The organism is Lentilactobacillus raoultii (assembly GCF_900411375.1).
In the GTDB taxonomy this organism is placed as follows: Bacteria; Bacillota; Bacilli; order Lactobacillales; family Lactobacillaceae; genus Lentilactobacillus; species Lentilactobacillus raoultii.
The window spans coordinates 249,835-272,921 of sequence record NZ_LS422986.1 but is presented as its reverse complement, the minus strand read 5'-3'; the positions used below and the strand labels follow the sequence as shown (position 1 = coordinate 272,921).

At 43.0% G+C, this 23,087-nt stretch carries 21 protein-coding genes; 6 read left to right on the top strand and 15 right to left on the bottom strand.

The features are described from left to right. Positions 1-102: 102 nt before the first annotated feature. The 4 genes from ED605_RS06995 to citD form a co-directional block, all read right to left on the bottom strand. Entirely contained in the window at positions 103-1,050 is a 948-nt protein-coding gene (locus tag ED605_RS06995) for an L-lactate dehydrogenase (protein WP_225419071.1), read from the bottom strand. Between the two features lie 613 nt (positions 1,051-1,663). Then, positions 1,664-3,202: a citrate lyase subunit alpha gene (gene citF, locus ED605_RS06990; RefSeq protein ID WP_121978175.1), complete on the bottom strand. Its 1,539-nt coding sequence runs from the start codon at positions 3,200-3,202 to the stop codon at positions 1,664-1,666. Beyond that, positions 3,192-4,106, bottom strand: a complete 915-nt coding sequence (gene citE / locus ED605_RS06985) for a citrate (pro-3S)-lyase subunit beta (RefSeq protein ID WP_121978174.1) — start codon at positions 4,104-4,106, stop codon at positions 3,192-3,194. The genes citF and citE overlap by 11 nt, the downstream gene beginning before the upstream one ends. A 2-nt stretch (positions 4,107-4,108) precedes the next feature. Beyond that, positions 4,109-4,402 (bottom strand): citrate lyase acyl carrier protein, encoded by a 294-nt coding sequence (gene citD / locus ED605_RS06980; protein WP_121978173.1) that lies wholly within the window; start codon positions 4,400-4,402, stop codon positions 4,109-4,111. A 282-nt stretch (positions 4,403-4,684) separates the two neighbouring features. Here citD and ED605_RS06975 point away from each other — a divergent pair, with 282 nt between their 5' ends. Beyond that, a complete protein-coding gene (locus ED605_RS06975) occupies positions 4,685-5,647 on the top strand; it encodes a sugar-binding transcriptional regulator (RefSeq protein WP_121978172.1) in 963 nt (320 codons plus the stop codon). 117 nt (positions 5,648-5,764) lie between these two features. Here the strand turns inward: ED605_RS06975 and ED605_RS06970 are convergent, their stop codons facing one another. From ED605_RS06970 to ED605_RS06960, 3 genes are all read right to left on the bottom strand, one after another. Then, entirely contained in the window at positions 5,765-7,186 is a 1,422-nt protein-coding gene (locus ED605_RS06970; RefSeq protein ID WP_121978171.1) for a DASS family sodium-coupled anion symporter, read from the bottom strand. Positions 7,187-7,248: 62 nt separating this feature from the next. Next, a complete protein-coding gene (locus ED605_RS06965) occupies positions 7,249-8,643 on the bottom strand; it encodes a flavocytochrome c (RefSeq protein WP_121978170.1) in 1,395 nt (464 codons plus the stop codon). Positions 8,644-8,934: 291 nt separating this feature from the next. Further along, on the bottom strand, positions 8,935-10,320 hold the full coding sequence (locus tag ED605_RS06960) for a class II fumarate hydratase (protein ID WP_121978169.1): 1,386 nt from the start codon (positions 10,318-10,320) through the stop codon (positions 8,935-8,937). 580 nt (positions 10,321-10,900) lie between these two features. Here ED605_RS06960 and spxB point away from each other — a divergent pair. Both spxB and ED605_RS06950 read left to right on the top strand, forming a co-directional pair. After that, entirely contained in the window at positions 10,901-12,664 is a 1,764-nt protein-coding gene (gene spxB / locus ED605_RS06955; RefSeq protein WP_121978168.1) for a pyruvate oxidase, read from the top strand. A gap of 214 nt (positions 12,665-12,878) precedes the next feature. Then, positions 12,879-13,715: an FAD synthetase family protein gene (locus ED605_RS06950; RefSeq protein ID WP_121978167.1), complete on the top strand. Its 837-nt coding sequence runs from the start codon at positions 12,879-12,881 to the stop codon at positions 13,713-13,715. A 20-nt stretch (positions 13,716-13,735) separates the two neighbouring features. On the opposite strand, the gene ED605_RS06945 is transcribed toward ED605_RS06950, so the two are convergent. The 3 genes from ED605_RS06945 to ED605_RS06935 form a co-directional block, all read right to left on the bottom strand. Then, positions 13,736-14,161 (bottom strand): RrF2 family transcriptional regulator, encoded by a 426-nt coding sequence (locus tag ED605_RS06945; protein WP_121978166.1) that lies wholly within the window; start codon positions 14,159-14,161, stop codon positions 13,736-13,738. Positions 14,162-14,221: 60 nt separating this feature from the next. Next, on the bottom strand, positions 14,222-15,625 hold the full coding sequence (locus tag ED605_RS06940; RefSeq protein WP_121978165.1) for an MFS transporter: 1,404 nt from the start codon (positions 15,623-15,625) through the stop codon (positions 14,222-14,224). 154 nt (positions 15,626-15,779) lie between these two features. Next, positions 15,780-16,151: a DUF6483 family protein gene (locus tag ED605_RS06935; protein ID WP_121978164.1), complete on the bottom strand. Its 372-nt coding sequence runs from the start codon at positions 16,149-16,151 to the stop codon at positions 15,780-15,782. Between the two features lie 240 nt (positions 16,152-16,391). On the opposite strand from ED605_RS06935, the gene ED605_RS06930 reads away from it, so the two are divergent. Then, complete coding sequence (locus ED605_RS06930; RefSeq protein ID WP_121978163.1) at positions 16,392-16,958, top strand: helix-turn-helix transcriptional regulator; 567 nt, start codon at positions 16,392-16,394, stop codon at positions 16,956-16,958. On the opposite strand, the gene ED605_RS06925 is transcribed toward ED605_RS06930, so the two are convergent. Further along, a complete protein-coding gene (locus tag ED605_RS06925; protein ID WP_121978162.1) occupies positions 16,951-17,148 on the bottom strand; it encodes a hypothetical protein in 198 nt (65 codons plus the stop codon). The genes ED605_RS06930 and ED605_RS06925 overlap by 8 nt on opposite strands. Before the next feature lie 239 nt (positions 17,149-17,387). Between ED605_RS06925 and ED605_RS06920 the strand changes: the two genes are divergently transcribed. Both ED605_RS06920 and ED605_RS06915 read left to right on the top strand, forming a co-directional pair. Beyond that, the gene (locus ED605_RS06920) at positions 17,388-18,278 is read left to right on the top strand and encodes a LysR family transcriptional regulator (RefSeq protein WP_121978161.1); all 891 of its coding nucleotides are present in this window, start codon (positions 17,388-17,390) and stop codon (positions 18,276-18,278) included. A gap of 166 nt (positions 18,279-18,444) precedes the next feature. Next, positions 18,445-20,067: a malolactic enzyme gene (locus ED605_RS06915; protein ID WP_121978160.1), complete on the top strand. Its 1,623-nt coding sequence runs from the start codon at positions 18,445-18,447 to the stop codon at positions 20,065-20,067. An 86-nt stretch (positions 20,068-20,153) separates the two neighbouring features. On the opposite strand, the gene ED605_RS06910 is transcribed toward ED605_RS06915, so the two are convergent. From ED605_RS06910 to ED605_RS06895, 4 genes are all read right to left on the bottom strand, one after another. Continuing rightward, positions 20,154-20,945, bottom strand: a complete 792-nt coding sequence (locus tag ED605_RS06910) for a CPBP family intramembrane glutamic endopeptidase (RefSeq protein ID WP_121978159.1) — start codon at positions 20,943-20,945, stop codon at positions 20,154-20,156. Between the two features lie 212 nt (positions 20,946-21,157). Further along, positions 21,158-21,550, bottom strand: a complete 393-nt coding sequence (locus tag ED605_RS06905) for a type II toxin-antitoxin system PemK/MazF family toxin (protein ID WP_121978158.1) — start codon at positions 21,548-21,550, stop codon at positions 21,158-21,160. Continuing rightward, positions 21,550-21,771, bottom strand: a complete 222-nt coding sequence (mazE, locus tag ED605_RS06900; protein ID WP_121978157.1) for a type II toxin-antitoxin system PemI/MazE family antitoxin — start codon at positions 21,769-21,771, stop codon at positions 21,550-21,552. The genes ED605_RS06905 and mazE overlap by 1 nt, the downstream gene beginning before the upstream one ends. 180 nt (positions 21,772-21,951) lie before the next feature. Continuing rightward, positions 21,952-22,911, bottom strand: coding sequence for a D-2-hydroxyacid dehydrogenase (locus ED605_RS06895; protein ID WP_121978156.1), 960 nt, complete (start codon positions 22,909-22,911; stop codon positions 21,952-21,954). Positions 22,912-23,087: the final 176 nt, after the last annotated feature.

Sequence of the window (23,087 nt, the reverse complement as noted above, 5' to 3'; positions counted from 1 at the left end):
ACGTGACAGAAAAGGAGCTTTCAGGTCATCAACTTTTTAAACGATTGATGACCCGAAAGCTCCTTAATAGATTTTTTTAACATGCTAATTTAATTTGCTAAATCATTTAGCCGCCATCACGACTTCTGCCATTTGCTTAGCAGATTGTTTCATCTTATTGATTTCATTGTTTGAAAGCGGCTCTTCGATCACCTTGGCAATTCCGCTGGCATTAATAACGGCCGGATTACCAATATAGACATCTTTTAATCCGTACTGGCCGGTTAACGGAGCACTGACCGGCATCACGACATTTTGATTATATAAGATGGCTTTGCTTAATCGCATCAAGCTAACTGCAACCCCATAATACGTTGCGCCCTTCAGGCCAATAATTTCGCCGCCCTTTTTCCGGACATCCACTTCAATTTGGGCCAAGTCATCGTCGGAAATACCGGTTTCCATAGCAACGGTTCTCAATGGCTGGCCGCCAACCGTCGCTTCGTCATAGGCTGCAAACGAACTGTCACCGTGCTCACCCAGGATCATTGCGTCAATGTTTTGCGTACTGACGTTAAATTTATGAGCCAACGCAACCTGCAGTCTTGAGGTATCAAGAGAAGTTCCGGTGCCAATGACTCTTTCCCGTGGGAATCCGGAAATTTCTTGGGTAATCGTCGTCAAAATATCAACCGGATTACTTGAAATCAAGAAGATCCCATGAAAACCGCTGGCCACAATCGGTTTAACAATTGATTCAAGAATCCGGGCATTTTTAGCAACCAAATCTAACCGAGTCTCACCGGATTTTCTAGGAACTCCCGCCGTAATCACAACCAGATCAGCATCTGCCGCATCTTGATAGTGACCATATCGAAGCTTCATTGGGCTGGTCATTGGTAGCACATCTTCCAGATCCAAGACATCGCCCCGAACATGATCAGCTTTAATGTCCACAATCACCATCTCATCGGCGCCATTGTTCTGCAGCATCGAAAATGCATACGATGACCCAACTGCACCGTCGCCAACAAGAATCACTTTTTTGAACTTTTCTGCTTTATTTAACATCGTTAGCATCTCCATTTTCTTTGCAGGCAGGATCAAGCGCGCTCAATCCGGTTTACCCAATTCGATTAATTCACTTTTAATTTCGACAGTTCAACTGAAAGAGGATCGCCCTCTTTGTGAATCCTCATACATTGTATAATACGTTTTAAAAAATGTCAAAACAATTGTTATATTTTTAAAAAGTTAAAAATAAACCTAATTTTTAAGGTAAAAATCAGCTGTTTTTGACTTAATTAATGTAAAATTTTGAAAGCAGTTTTTTGATGTGAAAAAGTTTTCAGTCAATTGTGAACGATGTCACTAGATTAAATCGACCTAAGAGCTTAATAAGCCACCTTATTTAATTTCTCAAAAAATTAGGTATTTTTTAAAGTCCTTGAGCCTAAAACACGACACTCCTCGCTCTTGATGACTCATTTGAACTGCTTATTTCATCTTACCAAGTTCTAAGAATAAGCCAACTGCCACTTTGAAAATGATAAGCGGCAATCTGCCCCCCAACTAAAACAAGCCCGACATTTTCTAGTTTATCACTGAGTTTGAGTAACCAAAAAGATTGGCCAAAAGTTCCTCCACTTTCAGCCAATCTTTTTTAAATTTAAAAATTAAATGATTAATCTTTAACCTGATGAATCGCATCAATGATGGTCCCGTCACGATACTCAACCAGTGCAACGGTCCGATCGGTAAATTCAAGCGGTTTGGGTTGCCCCACCTTTTCTTCGGCTAATTTTTGCAGCTCCTGAATTGAATAAACCGGAACTCCCGGAAGATGTCCTAAGGCCTTTATCAAGTCCGTTCGTTTAGGATTGATCGCAATCCCGTATTCGGTTACCAACACATCAACCGAGTCACCTGGTGTCACATTAGTCGTTACCTTAGGCACCACCGTCGCAATTCGTCCTCGAACCAACGGCGCTGAAATAATGGTTAATTTAGCGGTGGCCGCGTCCTGATGACCACCAACGGCGCCACGAATGACACCATCAGATCCGGTCATCACGTTGACGTTGAAGTCGGTATCAATTTCCAACGCACTTAAAATGACCACATCTAATTGATCAACCATTGCGCCCTTATTGTCGGGATCCGCATACCAGGAAGCATCAATCTCCTGTTGGTTAGGGTTCGTGTGCATAGATTCGGCCGCGCCTTTATCAAAGTCCTGCACATCCATGACACGGTTAACCAATCCTTCTGCCAACAAATCAGTCGTGGGTTTGGTGATACCGCCTAACGCGAAGGATGCCTTGATTTGATTATCCAACATGGCTTGTCGCAAGTAACGGGTAACGGCTAAGGCAGCCCCACCGGAACCGGTTTGAAATGAGAAACCATCCTTAAAGTATGGCGAATGAACGATTACGTCATTAACCATCGAGGCAATTTTTAATTCCTTTGGATCTTTAGTAAAGCGGGTCGCACCGGAACCGATCTTGTCAGGATCACCAACTTGATCAACTTTTACGACGTAATCAACCTGCGTTTGTTTAATAGAAGCCGGTGTGTTGGGATAAGGCATCAAATGATCCGTTAATAAGACCACCCGATCGGCATACTGAGCATCCATTAAGGCATAGCCAAGGGAACCAAAGACCGCCTTGCCTGCCATGCCATTGGCATTTCCCAATCTATCCGCATTAGGGACTCCAAGAAATGCCACATCGATCTTAATATCACCATGTTCAATTGCTCGAGCCCGGTTACCGTGTGAGCGGAAAATGACCGGATTCTTTAAACCACCGTGGGAGACAAAATCGCCCAAAGAACCCCGCATCCCGGAGCTGGTAATGTTAGTGATTGTCCCCTTCTTAATGGCTTCAATCACAATGTCATTCATCACACCGGTCAGCGATGACGGTGCCAGGGTTAAATTCTGAATGCCGGCATCGATAATGACCCGCATCACTTTATTAAATACGAAATCCCCGTTTCGAAAGTGGTGGTGAAACGAGATGGTCATCCCATTCCTAACCGTTTTTTGAACGACTTGTTTAATGGAATCAACCACCTTGTCATTGCCAGTTGTGACGTGAACTTTCGGGGCGACCCGTTGAATGTCTGGATGACCGATATCGGTCGTTTTAAACCCTTCATAATTCAACTTTTTCATCAAATCATCTGGTAACTCACGGTTTACACTATTTTTCAATGTAGTTGCCCTCCTCATCAAGCAAATTGGAAGCTTTTGCCAATTTCATCACTCGCTGCGCCCGCATCACAACCGGGCGATCAACCATTTGACCATTCATTGAAATCACACCGGAGCCCTTTGCCCTGGCTTCTTCAATCGCATTGATCACATTTTGAGCATTTTCAACTTCCTTTTGAGTGGGTTCATAAACTTTGTTAACCATCTCAATTTGCCGCGGATTAACCAATGATTTACCGTCAAAACCAAGTTGATGAATATAGCGGGTTTCGCGATAAAAGCCTTCCGTGTCATCCATATTGGTAAAGACCGTATCAAAGGCCGCAATGCCAGCTGCTCGAGCCGCATGGAGGACCATGTTTCGTGCGAACGCCAATTCCGCGCCATCCGGATAACGGTGGGTTTTCATGTCGGTCGTATAATCTTCAGCCGATAGGGCAATCCCGATCATCCGCTTTGAAGCAGCCGCAATGGCCGGAGCGTTTAAGACCCCTTTGGCACTTTCGATCGCTGCCATTAAATGGGTGCTGCCTTCTTGTCGGCCAAACTGTTTTTCGGCCGCTAAAACATCCTTTTCCAAATCATGGATCATGTCGGCACTTTCAGTTTTTGGCAAACGGATCACATCAACCCCAGCCTTGACCATGGCCTTAACATCATTGTCATAGTAGGGGGTATCGGCCCCGTTGATTCTGACTACTAATTCGGCATCACCATAATCTTGAGTCTGCAACGCCTCGTAGACCAAATCTCTGGCAGCATCCTTTTCAGCCATCGAAACGGCATCTTCCAAGTCAAACATAATTGAGTCCGCTCCATAGATGCCGGCATCCTTCACCATTGCCGGATTGTTTCCCGGCACAAACATCATTGTTCGCCGTAACCGTTCACCGTTATCAGCCATTTTTACAGTACCTCCCATGCCGGTTGATCGGTTGTCTTCAGCGCGCGCTGGGCAACCGCGATTGTCCGGGCTTTAATGACACAATCCAAGGCCCCTTTATCAACCGCTTTAACCTTGGCTTGTTCGATTCCGAATTTTTTTAACGTCGTCGTAATGACCGAAATAATTTGATCTCCAAACTGTTTCTTAACGTCTGATTCCAATTCAACTTGAATGCCATTCGACCCCTTTGAAAGCATAATTTGAATATCTGATGATTCCAAAGTTCCTGCAATGGCAGTCTGCTTAATTTCCATCAACTATCATTCCTTCCTGATTCCAATGACCCAATTCACGAGGTTAATAATCTGATTGTTAATAGTTAGGCAACCATTTGAAAGTGACCTGCTCAAATAATTAGACCATCTTTTTGCCTCTTTTAGCTTACGTCATTTTTTAACTTTTTTCAAATTTATATAAAATTTTTAAATATTTTAAAACTCTGACCAAGTTATTTTAACGATTGACAAGAACCGTTTCATTCTTAAAAGCCCACATGATATAATATTGGCAATACATCGCGAGGAGGAACATGCTTTATGGACGTCAAACATCAAGAATTACTTGCCAACATTGCGCAGGACCATTATCTTTCCAAGCTAAGCATAACGGAATTATCCGATAAATATAAGCTTAGTCGCTATCTAATTACTAAATCCTTGGATGAAGCACTGGCATCCGGCCTGGTTAAAATTACGGTCAACACACCGATTACCAGAAATTTCGAATTAGAAGTGTTATTTAAAAAACTGTTCAACATTAGAAACGCTTTTATTATCAAAAATTCCGATACACCAAACGATAATAATGAAAACATTATTGAATACGCTGCCGAAGAAATTCAAAGTCTTATTCGCCAGAGTCGGGTCGTCGGCTTGACTTGGGGAGATACAGTGTTAAGTATCATCGGCCACTTTCAAGCCGAACTTAAAGAAGATGTCGTTTTCACTCAATTTGTGGGCGATAACATGAAATACAATTCACTGTCCGGCGCAACACCGATTGTTGAAAAGGCAGCGGCAAAATTCGGTTCCCCCTACTTAACGATGCCGGGGCCACTTTATATTTTAAATGATGCCGCCCGTAACTCTCTGAAGCAGGAGCCGGCACTGTTTCCCGCCTTTAACACCGCTTCAAAAATGGACTTATTATTTACTGGTGTTGGCACTTTGTCTTCCGTTGACACCATTCCGGTTTGGAAGCAACACCGGGCCGAAATTTTTGAAAATGTCGATCCTGATCAAGTCGCCGGGATGCTGTATGGTCGGCCATATGACATTGAAGGCAACCTCCTCACGTCCGGAAAAGATAAGACATTCGGGATTTCTATGGATAACGTTATGACCACCATTCATCGGATTGGCATTATTAAAAGTAAATTCAAGGCCCGGGCTTTACTGGGCGCGCTTCGTGGCAACCTATTAACCGAATTTGTGACTAATGAAGCCGTGGCCAACCGAGTTTTGCAGGAAATGAATGCCGGCTCGCAATCTGTTAAATAACCAACTCGGCTTCTAGAACCACCTATAAAGAAAGATCGACACAAAACGTTTCTGTTTTGGAGTCGATCTTTTTTAGCTTAACGCCATTTCTTCAGCATCTCTCAGGCGGTTAAAAGCCTACCAGATACCGATTAATTTCATCCATAAGCTGCCAAGGCCGATCCAAACTACCAGATAAAATAAGCCTAAAATCGCGTTCATCCGCCACCAATCAGCCTGCTTGACGTATCCCGAACCAAACAAAACCGTTGCCGGTCCGTTGGCAAAGTGGGTTGTAGAACCAAAGATTGCGCCTGTAAAACCGAGAATAATGGCTGCCAGCGTGGCCGGTGCCCCAGCGGAAATGGCCACTCCAAGTAAGGCTGAATACATGGCTGAAACGTGGGCCGTTCCACTGGCAAACAGGTAGTGCGAATAGAAATAAACCAAAACCAGGACCAGAAGGACGACAATCCAGCTAACGCCATGAAGCGAGCTGCCGATTGACTTCGATAACCATGGAATGACACCCAATGCGTTTAATTCATTGGCCATGAAAATTAAAATTGAGAACCAAAGAATTGTGTTCCAAGCGCCCGTCTCATGTAGAATGTCATCCATTGTCAAAACACCGGTTAATAGTAATAAACCAACCGCCAAGAAAGCAACTGTGGCAGCATCCAACCCGATAAAGCTTGAAATGATCCACAAAACCAACGCAATTAAAAAGACGCTGGCCATCACTTTTTCAGGCTTGGACGTTTTGCCCATCTTGGCCAATTCTGTGTCGGCCCATTCTTTGGCATTGGGTGTTTCTTCAATTTCCGGTGGATACATTTTGTAAATTAACCATGGGACAACAATTAAACTAATCAGACCCGGAACGAGCCCAGCCATAAACCAAGTCATCCAAGGCATGTTAACATGGAGGGTTTTCGCTAAAGTCGCTGCCACCAGGTTGGGGGCCATCGCCGTCATAAACATCCCGGAAGTAATAATGTCACCGTGAAATTCCGTGAAAACCAGAAACGCGCCCATTTTCCGTCGAGTAGCGTCGTCCGGCAGTGAGCCATAGGTGTGGGCCAATGAATCAATAATTGGATAAACAATGCCACCAGACCGCGCCGTATTACTGGGTGTGGCCGGAGCAGTCACTAAATCAACGCCAATTAATGAATAGGCTAAACCGAGCGTGCGCTTACCAAATAAACGAATAAATACCAGCGCTACCCGGCGACCAAAACCGGTTTTGATAAAGCCGCGTGACAGGAAGTAGGCCATCCCAATCATCCAAACCGTACTATTACCAAAGCCGGCCGTCGCTGTATCGATATCAACAATCCCCAATAAAACGGTAATTGTCATTCCTAAAAGAGCGGTTGCGCCAATCGGTAGCGGTTGGGTGATGCAGCCGATAATGGTTGCCACAAAGATCGCCAGCATATGCCAGCCGGCCACCGGAATGCCAACGGGCTTGACCGGTGTCAACAACCAAAGCACCACGCCAATGATGATCGGCCAAATAAATTTTTGATACTTCACTTTACTTAACTGTTGCATAACATATTTCTCCTCAACCAGCGGCACCGACAACTCTTGGGCTACCGGTGGCCACTTTTACATTACTTACCTGAAACGTACTTATATGATTGTTCACCTGCTTGGCGACCAAAGACAACCGTTTCGGCAATCGAGTTGCCACCAATTCGGTTATTGCCATGAAGACCACCGGCAACTTCGCCACCGGCAAATAATCCCTTAATCGGCTCGCCAGTTTCTTTGAGTACTTGGGCTTTTCGATTAATCTTAACCCCACCCATGGTGTAATGAACGGCCGGGGCAATGTGAATCGCAAAGAACGGAGCCTGAGAAATATCACGATCCATCCCGGTTGAGCGTTTAAAGGTTGGATCCTGTTGATCAGCAACTGCCTTATTCCAATCAGTGACCGTCTTTTCCAGGTTGGCCGGCTCGACATTAATCTTTTCAGCCAACTCGCTAATGGTTTCCCCGTGAATCACCAACCCAATGTGATCATAAAACTCAATTGCTTTCACGTGAGCACGAATACCACTATCTAAAATCAGGTAGGCACTCTTTTCAGGCAACTGATTGATCGCGTTAGTGACATTTTTACGGGTATCCAACTCGTTAACAAACCGTTGAGCACGACCATTGACCAAGATTGCCCCTTCGCCACGGGTAGCTTCACCGATTAAAAAGGCGTGATCGGTATCTTGCTGCACGGTCGGGTGCACCTGGATCTGATCCATATCAACCAAGCCGGCGCCAACTTCCTGGGCCAACTTAATCCCATCACCAGTTGCGCCAGGTTGATTCGTTGTCTTGTAATCGACTAAATCCGGTCGATATTTTTTAATGATGTCCTTGCTGGCACCAAATCCACCGGTTGCTAAAATAACGGCTTTGGCATTGATTTTTTTCTGGGTCCCATCATTAAGTGTCACGTTGACACCGCTAACAGCATGATCAGCCTGCACCAAATGGTCTACGTGAACATCGTTAAATAACGGAATTTTTTCTTTTTCAACTAATTTTAAAAGCTCGGTCACCAAAAAGTTACCAATCGGTGCCATACTGCTGGGACGATGAGTCCGCTTAATTTTCATACCACCGGTAATGGTCACGTCATCCAAATGAATGCCGTGATCAGCCAGCCAGTCAATGGCCAAAGCACCGTGCGTCGTGAAATATTGCAGCATTTCCTGATTATTCAATTCGCCGCCGCCACGATAGGTATCTTCGTAAAACTCTTCATAACTATCTACAATGTGATGCTTCAGCTGAACATTGGTTTCCGCCGCGTTCATGCCGGATGACGCTCGGTTGGTATTCCCACCCAGTCGGTCCATCTTTTCTAAAATGACTGGCTTTAATCCGAGTTCATGGGCTTGAAGTGCCGCCGTCATCCCGGTTGCACCGGAGCCAATGACAACTAAATCATACTGGTCCTTTAATTCTTTAATATCCGTTGGTTGAAAAACATATTTTGCCATACTGGACTTCTTTCCTCTCTGTTGTTACTTGGGAGCTAACTGCTCGCTTCTCCTAGGACAGCTTCTTCAAGCAGACCCCTGCATGTAAGGGATTGCTTTTAAAAATCCAGAAACGGGATTTTCAAAAGCAACGCCTTACACTCCTGGGTCTAACCGCTTGAATCCGCTCACTGTTCTAGGACAGCTTCGCCAAATAGCATCATTCCATATACGGGATCGCTTAGCAAAACCCAAAATCAGGGTTTCACTAAGCGACGCCGTATATTCCAGATGCTAACCATTTGGCTGCGCTCACTCAATATTTGTCATCTTCAACGGGTTCACCCACTTGTCGAATTGTTCGGCTGTGACCTTTCCCGATTTAATTGCTGCTTCTCGCAACGTGCTGCCAGCTTTATCCGCCGCCTGCGCAATTTTTGCACTGTCATGATACCCAATATGTGGGGACAGCGCCGTGACCGTCATCAATGAGTTATCAACCAAATCACTCATTCGCTTGGCATTAACCGTTAACCCATGAATCATCTTATCCGCAAACCCAGTCATCGTTCCCGCCAACAGGTCAGCTGATTCCAGGAACGCATCGATTAAGACCGGCTTGTAAACATTCATCTCAAAGTTACCTTGTGAAGCGGCTAAATCAACAACCACGTCATTTCCCATAACCCGAACAGCGGCCATCGTAACGGCTTCCGCCTGGGTTGGATTAACCTTTCCCGGCATAATCGAAGAGCCCGGTTCATTTGCTGGAATATTCAATTCATCATAACCAGCCCGCGGCCCACTTGCCAAAAAGCGAACGTCGTTGGCAATCTTCATCAAATCAGCAGCCAGTGTCTTCATCGCACCGTGCACAACGTTTAATCCCGAATGAGCTGCTAAGCCATCGAATTTATTAGTATCTGCCGTAAATTTCAAGCCATAAACCCGGCTCATTCTTTCCGCAATGTCATCCGCAAAATGGGGAGCTGCATTTAAACCAGTCCCGACAGCCGTGCCACCCATCGCCAATTCAAGTAAGGTACCATCCAAGCTCTTCAAGTAACTCAAGTCATGTTCAACCATGCTGACCCAGCCGCTGACTTCTTGGCCAAACGTCAATGGGGTTGCGTCTTGAAGGTGAGTCCGACCAATTTTAACGGTCCGCCAATACTTTTCCTGTTTAACTTTTAATTCATCAATTAAGTGTTGAGCCGCCTTTTCCAACTTCTGAACCGCTTCACTAGCAGTAATGTTCATGGCCGTTGGAAAAATATCGTTGGAACTTTGCCCATGGTTGACATCGTCGTTGGGTAAAATTTCAAGGCTGTCATCAATCTGAGCTGCTTTATGGGCAACTACTTCGTTGACGTTCATATTGGTCTGAGTACCTGAACCCGTTTGGTAAACTTTTAACGGGAAATCTTGGCGAAGGTCGTCATCAGACAAGGCCAATAGTGCATCAATGGCTTTGACAATCAACTCACTTTTTTCCTGACTCAAAGCACCTTCTTCAGCATTTGCTTGAGCAGCTGCCTTTTTAATTTGCAGCAACGTCTTAATAATCGGTAATGGCATCAATTGGCCAGTTGGAAAATTATGACGGCTTCTTTCAGTTTGCGGCCCCCACAAAGCACTGGCAGGGATCTCGACAGGTCCTAACGTATCTTCTTCAACTCGAACATCTTTATTCGACATATGGATTACCTCCGTTATATTCATGAAATGCAACACAAGCACTTAACAGTATACAGGTAGCTGATTGTTACAAAAATCACAAAAACGTTTAAAAAATAGTCAACTTTTCCTTAAAACGCTTACAATTATCTTCATGATGATTCTACTAGTCTCAAATGATTATAGTCAAACGCCGAGGAGGCTATTAATATTATTAATAAGTGGCCATGTTTTAACAACTTAAATTATCGATTTTATAGGCACTATCCGTAAAATATGTTCTGACTGTTTTTTAACTTGAAGCAAAATAACGTAACAAATCCCCCGAAAGCAACTGATGCTTTACTAAAAAAATATTTTGAAATGATTTTCACAATCAACTTTTAAATTATTTTTAATCGATTTTTGAACTGTCAACTCCAAAATTTCTCAAAAAGGCTGCCATAGTCACTTTTTATTGCGACTAATTGCCATTATTTTTACTTTGTTTACTCAAAAATACTATCACTTTTTCTAAATAAAGCGTTTACATTTCACAAACATCAAACTATACTTGAGTAAGTAAGGGATATGTAAAAGCAAATTTTAGGAGGTTTAATTTATGGTTGAAAAGATTAGTGGTTCTGATGCTGTATTAAAAGTGCTTGAACAATGGGGCGTTAACCACATCTATGGCCTGCCAGGTGGTTCATTTGACTCGACCATGAATGCGATTCATAATCAAAAAGATAAAATTAACTATATCCAAGTACGACACGAAGAGGCTGGCGCAATTGCCGCTTCGGCTACCGCAAAGCTCACCGGTAAAGTCGGTGTCTGCTTTGGATCGGCCGGACCTGGTGCGGTTCACTTGCTAAACGGCCTTTACGACGCAAAAAGTGACGGTGTGCCAGTTGTTGCATTGGTGGCTCAAGTACCAACCAGTAACATGAACATGGACTTCTTCCAAGCAATGGATGAAGAGCCGATTTTTGACGATGTTGCCGTTTGGAACCGAACAGCGATGACCGCCCAAGCTTTACCACGAATGACTGACGAAGCTATTCGTCAAGCTTACATGAAACATGGCGTGGCGGTTCTAACGATTCCAAAGGACTTGGGCTGGGCTCAGATTGATGACACTTACGAGCCAAATCTCAAGTCACACGAGGAAACGCCGGCTTATCCAGATCCGCGGCCGGAAGACGTTGAGCAAGCTGTTAAATTAATTAAAGATGCCAAATCACCAATGATCTACTTTGGGCTTGGTGCCAAGGATGCTGCCAAAGAACTGAAGGCCGTTTCCGAAAAATTCAAGATGCCAATGGTTTCTTCAGTTTTAGCCAAGGGAATTATTGAAGATGACTATCCGGCTTATCTGGGCTCAACTGGTCGGGTTGCCCCAAAGCCAGGGTCAGAAGTCGGTTTCAGTACTGATTTAATTCTTTGGGTCGGCAACGATGTGCCATTTAGTATGTTCTTATTTAACAAGCACGCTAAAGTCATTCAAATTGATATTGAAAGCGAAAAATTAGGCAAGCGTCGTCATAACGACGTTTCCATGCTGACGGATTCCAAGAAGGCTTTACAGGCCATCCTGGATGCCGGTGAAGAAAGAAAGCCATCTGCCCTTTATCAAGCTGCTTTAGCCGATAAAACCAATTGGTTGAATTGGCAGAACAGCTTCAAGGATTCTGATGAGAAGCCGGTTCGTCCGGAACCAATCTTTGATGTGATCAATAAGACTGCCAGTGACAAAGCCGTCTTTGCGGTTGATGTCGGCAATGTCAACATTAACTTTGAACGGTTAATTGACATGCACGGTGACCAAAAGTGGGCCACTTCCGGTATTTACGCAACAATGGGCTTTGCGGTTCCTACTTCCATTGCAGCCAAGTTGGAATATCCGGACCGGGATGTTTACAGTCTGAGCGGTGACGGTGCATTTGCCATGTTGGGTGAAGAAATTCTGACTCAGGTTAAGTACGGGCTGCACATTGTCAACGTAATCTTCAGTAATGAGACTTTGGGCTACATCCAAGCTGAACAAACCGATGATACCCATCAGCCACTTTCCGGAGTTGATCTGCCGGATACCAACTGGGCAGAAGTTGCTAAAGGGATGGGTGCTGTCAGCTATACGGTTCACACTAAAGATGACATGCAAAAAGCCATTCAAGAAGCTAAAAATACTGATAAACCGGTTGTCATCGATGTTAAGTTGACTCACAAGATGCCATTGACGACACAGCACATGTTTATCGATCCGTCATGGCAGGATCCTAAGAAAGTCGACGAATTTGTCAAGAAGTATCAAGCTCAGGATTTGAAACCGCTCAGCTACTTCTTAAAAGAAGCCAAAGAAGGGCAGCTGCAAACCAACTAACCGGATAACCAGCTGACTTTTAAGTAAAAGTCTTCTGATTGCTCGGATTTCTGCTAATAGATGATTTAAAAGCTGGGACATTATTTGAGCCCAGCTTTTATTTTGCCAACTATCCTCATATCTCCAAAAGATAGTTGTGCCGATATCCTGAATCCCTTATGATTGAAACTAAGTATTTAGGATTACCTATTCTAAATTTTGGGAGCACTTGCTCATGCAGATTATTTATCTTAATTCACATCATCAACACGCAATCACCCCACCAAAGCAGCCGATTGTGTTGGCCCTCGGTTTTTTTGACGGGGTTCATAAAGGCCATCAGTTTGTCATTCAAACAGCCGCCAAAATTGCATCGAAGAAAAGGTTGCCATTGGCGGTAATGACCTTCAACCGCCATGCCTCACGAATTTTCAACCACGGCCCATCGGCTTCGTTTCGATATTTAACCACCCTGAAACAAAAAACAGAATTGATTAAAAAATTACACGCCGATATATTGTACGTGGTTGATTTCAATCATCAATTTGCCAGCCTTTCGCCCAAGGCCTTCATCAACCGCTATGTCATCGGATTAAATGCTAAAATCGTGGTGGCCGGGTTTGACTATACCTTTGGCCAAGGTGGAACCACCACTATCGATTCAATGGCCGCCATTAGTGATCAGTTAATTAAAACCGTTACCGTTAAGGAATTGGATAGTCAACACACCAAAATCAGTTCAACTCGCATTCGTAAATTAATTAGTCAGGGGAAAATCACGGAAGCCAACCGCCTACTAGGTCATTCCTACGAAACCACCGGCAAACTAATTCGCGCCCAAATCGACGGCTTATCAATCGTCAATCCTTCCAGTCGCCTACAGCAACTGCCCAAAACGGGTAATTACCTTTGCGATGTAACAATTTCCAATCAAAAAAAGAGACTCAGTGTTCATGTTCACCAAGCCTCGAGCCATCATTCACCAGCCGTTATTTACGTTAACCGAGCATTATTCCACCATCTGCCACACATTAATTCCTTGCCGGTGACGATTGAGTGGTTGAGTGGCTGACTTTTGTTGTGCAAAAAGCACTAACCAACATCATCAAGGCTCGTTTTCTTAAGAACTGCCACCATGGCATCTTCTGCTTCATTCAGTATTTTTGAACTTTCCTGCAACCAATTTTTAACTTTGTTATGATCTTGAAAGGCCGTTACGTCAAAATCTTCATGTACCTTAAACAACTGATTTGTGCCTTCAGTAGCGACTAAAATATCGTAAAAAGTTATTTGCGAAGCTGGTTTTGCCAATCGTAAGCCACCATAGATGCCGGTTTTTGAACTCAAAATGCCGGTTCTTTTTAGTAGAGAAGAAATTCTTTTAATGCTGGGAACTGGTATATTTAATTTTTCAGATATTTTGTCGATTGATAAATAGTCATACCGTTCCTCGTCTGATTTAATGCCAACGTAAGCAGCAATTTCCAGTGCCTGTGAGAATGCGATAGAAAAGGCCATAGTGTTTACCTCCAATTAGTTGATTAAGTATATTCTATTATACCAAATCTATCGTTTAAATTATTCTGTTTCCTTTTTTTCTCTTGGAACAATCAGAATAATTACTAATAATAGTCCCAATAAAGTTAAACCACCGCCAATCAACATTGATTGGCCAAAAATATCTGAGATTTTGGAAACCGCACCGGTAAATGCCGCAAAAATCGCCAATCCTAATGCACCACCAAATTGGCGGGCCGTATTATAAACGCCTGATGCTGCCCCGGAAACTTCTCGACGAATTCTTGCCAATCCCGAAGTTGCAAGCGTTGCAAATGCAAGTGCAAACCCGATTGCAAAACCTAACGTCCCAATTAATAATAGCCAGTAGTTAGCTGAATGTGAAACAGCAGACAGTTCAAGCATCGACAACAAAACAATCAAAAATCCGCCTACCATCACTCTGGAATTCCCCCAGTGTGCAACTAAACTTCTTGCGCGAATTGCCACAATGAAAAGTAGGATTGCCATCGGTACCATTCCCAAGGCAGTAATAAAGGGACTTAACCCAAGAACCCCTTGTAAAAATTGAGGCGTATAGAACCAAAAGCCAATTCCAGCCGCACTAAACAAGAGTGAACTAAGATATGACGCTGTCCGTTCCCGATCTTTAAAAATTTCAAGTGGCATTGTTGGCTGAAAGACTTTTCCTTGACTAATAATAAACCCTACCCACAAAACCAGCGAGATAATTAAAGTTGGTATTGGCCACGGACTCCCATCAAGGCCATAAGATAGGGAAGTCATTGCCAAAACGGACAAAATGGTCCCTAGCCAATCAATTTTTCCGACTTGAATTTGCGATCTGGACAGGACCTTGGCTGCAATAATGACCATAACAAGAGCAATGGGCCCATTAATATAAAAGCCTACTCTCCAAGAGGCAAACGTTGCAAAAAAGCCACCAATAACGAGTCCGATGGCAGCACCAGCACCAATCACTGATGCATAATAGCCGATCGCTTTTTGTCTTGCCTGACCTTCAAAAGTATCCGTTAGCAATGCCAAACAATTGGGAGCAAGAATTGCAGCACCAATTCCCTGAACAGCTCGGAAACTAATAATCATCGGTGCGTTAATTGCCGCTCCCACGGCTAAACTCCCAGTTCCAAAAATAATCAGACTGATAATGAATAGGGCTTTTCGGCCATAGAGATCACCCAGCTTTCCACCAATTAACATAAAGCCTGCATATGTCAAGGCATAAGAAACCTGAACCCACGACAATGACCCAGCAGTTAAGTGAAGCTGAGCTGCCATTTTAACGGTCCCCGTGTAAACAATCGATGTATCCAAGACCCCAAGAAAAGCACCTATGAGTGCAAGTACGAGAATGACTTTTTGTCGGCCGCTTTCTTTTCCCGTCGAACTTTTAAACTTATTCTGGTTACTCAATGTTGAGACATTCTTTCCTTTTTCTGTCATAGATAGAGCTCCTTTACTTATATTGTTTAATTAGTATATTCTTTTTATTCTAATAAAGCAATATAAATTCCTGTGATTTAGACTTAAAAATAAGCCCACACAGGAAAAACAATTTTAACTTCCGGCAATGTTTACTTCCAAAGTCGAAAATAAATCATGGTAGCCGACTAATTTGCGTCTTAACCACTGTCAGTCGGCATTCAATCTCATGTCGTCCCAATCCCATTTCCGACAATTCATGATCATCCAACGCTTGGACCCGTTGATAAAACCACTTTTCAATATTTAAATAATCGCGATGCGGAATTGCCATTGCCAACGCTGCAACATACTGTTTAGCCGACTGATAAGCTTTCCTTTGTATCAAATCATTAATTCGATCCCGATACTGCAACACGCCGGTTTGTTTCTTTGGCAGCACAATTTGAGAACCAGGTTCCTTGCCCTTTCCAAGCGAAATGACAAACCCTAAACCCATTCCCATACCATGAATTTGTTGACTCAAAAAATCATTTCCAAGTGCCATTGGCCGTTTCCTCCTTTTCAACTTGACCTTAAACTACCATAGATTTCATAAAGAAAATAGCGGATCGGTCATTAAAAGATGAAATGTCAACTACTATTGACAACCAGCAATTTTAAACTGCAAACCGGAAACTATAGTTTGCGAACTGCCAATTTTATAGTGCTGCTAAATTGTTTTTCTTAAAATGAGGTACACTATACTTAAAAGTCATCGAAGATTGGTAATTAAAGGAGGAAATTTATGCTACGTGAGCGATTGATTGCTTATCGAAAAGAAAACCGGCTCACTCAAGCTGAACTGGCAAATCAAATTCATGTCTCAAGACAGACTATCCCACACTGGGAAACCGGCCAATCAACCCCAGACATCCAAAGCCTGGTCTTCCTTTGTGACCTGTACAACATCACAATAGACGAATTGTTAGACGACAAACTGGTTGCCATGCAGGCAAAGGCAATTTTAAAACAAAGTCGGCAACTGGCATTGGGTATCGGCATAGCGATCATGGCCGCCTATGCCTCTCTTCTCAGCAGTCGCTGGCTTCTCTTCACTTACGCCATGATGCTAACAACCGCTTTTTCAACGATTGGCGTTATGCTTTGCCTCACACTGATCAAGATTACTAAGCCTTTTAGATTGTCGACTTGCCAATCACTCATCCACTATTTGATAACGGGTCAGATCCCAGTTGGCCGACGACCCAAAATTAGCGGTCAGCAATTACTCTTTCTGGCAGGCTTGGGAATTTGTTTAGGGTTAGTCCTCACATTTTCACCGGGAATTGCCTATTTAGGGTGGACTATTTAGCTTTCTTTGAGTCGAAAAAAACATCAATTAATAGCACAATACCAACGGCAAAAGCAATGAAATCAGCTAAGAAATTGAAATCGAGGCCTCCGTTTTTGATCATTAAGTATATATTAGTCACTACTAGAAACAGGCCCAACCAAAAGGTGACTTTTTTATAAAATTGACGATGTTGTGTTTTTTTCTGCATAATGTTGTCTCCTTACTTAAAGCTTAAAAGTAATATGGGCATTATTAACCAAAGAAAAATTTCAATATTGACTTCTTTACCATGATACCCCTGCCGTTTCCTTTAATCAGTAAATTCAGTAGAATAGAAAGTAAGAACTTATTAATAGCTATCTTCTTCAAAAATTCAAAGCATCCTCAAAATAATTTAAGCATTAATTCAGTTATGTACCCATCCCACCATTAATCGAGGTTGACCTTATGAAATTAAGAGATTTGGAATACTTTTGCTACCTTTATCAAGTCGGAACTTTTACCGGCGTCGCCAAGCATTTTAACGTGGAACAGCCGACGGTGACCTTAGCGATTAAACGACTGGAAGCCTCGCTGAAAACCAAATTGGCCTTTCGCAACCGTTCCAAAGGGCTGATTCAAATCACACCCGCCGGTGAAATTCTTTATCGCCACGCTAGTAACATGCTTCGAGACGCTAAGCTAGCCAACCTGGAAATTGACCAATATACCAGTAAAAAGATTCGCTTTGGCTTACCGCCCATCATCGGTTCACTTTATTTCCCATTAATTATTGATGGCATTATTCAAGACCATTTATTAGAAGATCTGGAGGTCGACGAAACCGGCTCTCAGCAGCTCTTACTGGATCTTCAAGGTGGCAAAATTGACATTGCACTCTTGGGAAGTCCCTTGCCACTTCAAAACAACGTAATTAATACTACCTTTTTAACTAGCCGACAATTTGTCGTTATTTCATCAAAGACTCATTGGTTGAGTCAATCCCAATCCATTTCCTTTGCCAAGCTTAAAAGCGAGCCTTTTATCACACTTAACGGACGCTTTATTCACTCAGAAGTGCTAAAAGTCTATTCCAATCAAGCTAAGTTTCATCCCCACATTATTTTTGAAACCCAAAGCATCGAAACCATGAAACGGCTGGTTGAAAGAAATGCCGGCATTGGTTTATTGGTTAAAGACGCCATCCGGCCATCCGATGAACTTTCGCTAACTGCTTTGGAAAATCCCTTACCCGAACGTTTTAACATCTCTATCGCAACTCGAAAAAATTATTTGGCCGATGATCATGAACAAGCCTTTATCAGTGACTTATTCAAACTCCAAACTATCCTCAATTAAATTAGTCACAAGTATCAGCCAGTTTATCTCGCTGTAAATTAAATTCAGCGTGATCGCTTAATGCCAAACGTTATTAATATTTTTAATCAAGTCAACCAAGTTTGACTATAATAGCAGTTCCTGTGCATACTGACGATAAACTACTAAATAGAAAGTCAGTGATGACATGTCGACTAATAACATTTTAACCGATCCATTTAAAAATAAGGGAACCGCTTTTACTCAGGCGGAACGTCACCAGCTGGGGTTAACCGGACTGCTGCCGTTAAAAGTCCAAACTCTTGAGCAGCAAGCCGAGCAAGTTTACGGCCAGTACCAACAGAAATCAACTGATCTTGAAAAACGATTATTTCTCATGACCATTTTCAACGAAAATCGGGTTTTATTCTATAAAGTTTTCAGCCAACACGTTGCCGAAATGATGCCGATTGTCTATGACCCGACGATTGCAACTACGGTGGAACATTACAGTCAGCTATTTGTTCAACCACAAAATGCAGCCTTTTTATCAATTGATGAACCAGATACCCTCGCGGAAAGTTTGGAGAATGCGGCGGCTGGACGTGACATCCGACTAGTGGTCGTAACGGATGGTGAAGGCATTCTCGGAATTGGCGATTGGGGGACTCAGGGTGTCGATATTGCGGTTGGCAAATTAATGGTTTATACAGCTGCGGCCGGAATTGATCCTCAACAAGTGCTACCCGTAGTCCTGGATGTCGGGACAGATAATCAGCAATTACTTCATGACCCGATGTATTTAGGAAACCAGCATCCCAGAATCCAAGGTTCCCAATATCATCAGTTTATCACCCAGTTCGTCAAAGCAGTGGAGACACTCTTTCCACACGTTTATTTACATTTCGAAGATTTTGGTCGTGATAACGCAGCGACAATTTTGAATCGCTTCAAGGCTAACAATCTGGTGTTTAATGATGATATCCAAGGGACTGGAATTATCGTCTTGGCCGGAATTCTTGGCGCTTTAAACATTTCAAAACAATCACTAACGAATCAACGTTACTTGTGTTTTGGCGCAGGGACTGCTGGGGCTGGAATCACCCAACGGATTTTTGAAGAAATGGTGACCCTCGGCTTAAGTTCGGAAGAAGCCCGGAAACATTTTTATCTAGTGGACAAACAAGGACTATTGTTTAACGATACGCCTAATTTGACGCCGGAACAGAAGCCCTTTGCCCGTTCTCGAGAGGAATTCGAGAACGCCGATGACCTCACTGATTTATTAAGTGTCGTCAAAGCCGTCCACCCCACAATTATGGTTGGCACTTCAACCAAGGCCGGTGCTTTCACCGAAACTGTGGTAAAAGAAATGGCAGCTCACACGGACCGTCCCATTATTTTTCCGATTTCAAATCCGACTAAATTAATTGAAGCCCACGCCGATGACCTGATCAAATGGACCGATGGCCGTGCGTTGGTGGCTACCGGCATCCCGTCCAAGCCCGTTGAGTACCATGGAGTGACGTATGAAATTGGTCAGGCCAACAATGCATTGATTTACCCCGGCTTAGGCTTAGGAGCCATCGCTAGCACTGCTAAAGTACTCAATGATCAAATGATTTCAGCTGCTGCCCATTCATTGGGTGGCATTGTTGACGTAAAAAAGCCTGGTGCGGCTGTTTTACCACCGGTTTCCAAACTGGCTGAGTTTTCAGAAACCGTCGCTGAAGCCGTTGCCCAGAGCGCTGTCGAGCAACAATTGAATCAACAACCCATTCATTCAGTGGTTGAAGCCATCCGGAATACTAAGTGGGCGCCTCATTATTAATTAATTGTTATAAAAAGTCACTCGGCAATTTTACTTGTCGGGTGACTTTTTCGTTACTTTTATTAATCATAATCTATTAAAATCGCTCAATGAGCCGGTGAGACCATCTTGCCATGCGAAGTTGTTTGAGATTGAAGGGCCCGATCCAACTGAACCAAGTAGACCAGACTCACTACTAATAGGAAACCAAAAATAATCAAAATAAGGGACCAACTACTTTCCTTAATATCAAGTTGCGTAGCGGCACTTGGGAACCAATCCAGCAAAAAGTGAACCAGCATGGGCCAAACAAGTGAATTAGTCGTCAATCTAAGCGCTGACAGAAAAACTCCGATTACGAATGCCCAGAAGATTTGTTGGAAAACAGCACCAGGATGTCCACCAAATAAATTCACTAGATGGAAAATACCAAAGAGTACCGACGAGTAGATTGCCGATCGGGTTAATTTGTACGACCGACCATTGTACTGAGCATGGGTCAAAAATGCCGATAAAAATAGTCCTCGACAAATCGACTCTTCAAAAATTGCCGCTGCCAGAGCGATCAGTGTATTAACAAGCAAATGGTGAGTTTGAAAAACCATGATAATATGCTGCGGCACGTCAGCGAAGGTGAAAACAATTCCAAGCGCCACGAGACACACCAGTCCCCAAATGAGTAACGGCCTGCTCAGCGTCAACCGATGGGTAAACACCTTAGTGGATTTAAGAGCCCAAACCGTTAATCCCAGCGCTAATAGCGCAAAAATGGTGTCGGCAATGGCTTGATCAATAAATGCTGCGTTATAGAACAAAAAGCTCATCAAATTAAACAGCAAAAACAGCACAATCGCCAAAGTGATTTGCCGACCCCATGACCACCGATTTTCAACTATCATCCTACCCGCTTCTTCCAATTTTGATTCACTCACATTTAATTAGAGTTAATCACATTATAGCGTTAAGACTCTAAATTGACTAGGGGTCTAATTTAAGCGACCTATCGAACCCATTTCTGGAATCACCAACAGTTGGAAAATTTTGTTTAAAGCCTTCGTTATTCTACAAATTTTAGTTCAAATTTTAGGTTCAAATTTTAGTTTAACGGCTCTTAAAGATTATTAATGATTTTATCAAAGCCCAATCCATCCATGATTATTTTAACTGTCCGCATGAAATCCATACTGGTAGCCTTTTCCACAAATTCAATCTGACGTTCTTTAGTCATGAAATCAATTGTTCGGAGTTGTGAAGCATTAATCTGTCCATGCAGTTTATTACTATTTAAATCAACAAAAAACGGTAAGTCTCTAACTGTACTAGTAATTGGACAAATGGTCACAAAACCTGTTCGCAAATTAAAAGAATCACTACTCACGACAATAGCCGGACGACGTTTTTTAATCTCCCGGCCAACACTTGGATTGAAGTTCAAATAAACCAGATCCCCTTGCTGAGGGGTATACCCATGATAGTTGTAACTCGGTATCAAATTGTTGGACATTAGACCTCCTCCCGACCAGTGAGACGATCATTCATGTCTTGAGACACGAATCGTAGATTAGTTTTGGAATATTTAGGATCTTGGTAGATATTAGGTGCTTTGGGTGTATAAATCAAACTACCATCTGAGCCTTGCATGCTCATGAATTCAGTACCCTCAGCGACATTAAATTGCTTAGGAATACTTAAAACTAAAGTGTTACCTTGTTTACGTGCTTTCATAAATAGCACCTCCCGTAATTACATGGTAACACTTAAGCATTACTCAATCAATAAAAGGGAAAACTGATTTTTCTTCAATATATTATCCATTCATTCACTGAAAAACCAGTTTCCATAATCTTTAAACTACCCCCCCAAAAAAATTTTTAACTCTACTTCTCAGCACCTAATCTCACAAAACTAACCAACAACGTTCTGTGGCACATCACGCAAATAGCTTTTCAGATTATTTACTGTAATTGTTAGCAGTCGTTCTCGGGTTTCAAGCGGTGCCCAAGCAATGTGCGGTGTGATGTAACAATTTTTAGCGGTTAAGAGTGGATTAGTCGTTTGAATTGGTTCTTTCGAAACCACATCTGTTCCATATGCCGAAACCTTACCTTTATTGAGTGCGGTTGCCAAGGCGGATTCATCAACCAATTTTCCCCGTGCGGTATTAAGCAGAATCACACCATCCTTCATTTGATCAAGCGTAGTCTGATTGATCAAGCCAATCGTATCCGGTGTTTGAATCACGTGAAGACTAATCACGTCGGCAGTTTTAACCAAGTCCGCTAGTTCAACTTGCTTGGCCCATGATTGCGCGTTATCTCTTGGTCGATGATTATAAAAGATCACTTTCATTGAAAAAGCATGCCCCAATTCGGCAACCTTTTGTGCAATTCGACCATAGCCAATCAGGCCTAGCGTTTTGCCCTGTAATTCTAAAAGTGGTTTATCCCAGAAAGTGAAATCGGCCGTCTTTCCCCATTTTCCTTCATGAACCAACTGATTATGCAGACCAACCTGCCCGGTAATTTCCAGTAATAGCGAAAAGGTAAATTGAGCCACTGCTGCTGTGGCATAGGTCGGGATATTGGTAACGGTCACTTGATGTTGTTTGGCACTCTCAAGATCAATCACATCGTAACCCGTTCCCATAACACCGATATAAGTCAACTTTGGCGCCTGACGAATCACCGCATCATCAAGGGGCGTTTTATGCGTTAAAACAATTTCGGCATCCCCAATTCTTTTTAAAATTTCCGCATCGTCATCAACCGGTGTCCGATCATAAAGCTGGCAATTCCCCAGTTGGCGCAGCACTTGCCAATTCAGATCATGATTCAAGGCATAGCCATCCAATAGAACAATTTTCAAGATGATCACTTTCCTTTCATTGTCTCAGGTTTTAAGTGATGGTACTTGTCATCATCATACTCACTGGTGGTCAAACCGTCCAATGACAATTTTTGGGTTGATTTAAATCTTCGGCCACTCACCTTTTCTAAGAAAGCAATAAGTTTATATCAAAATTATCGTCAGCCTCTGCTTAT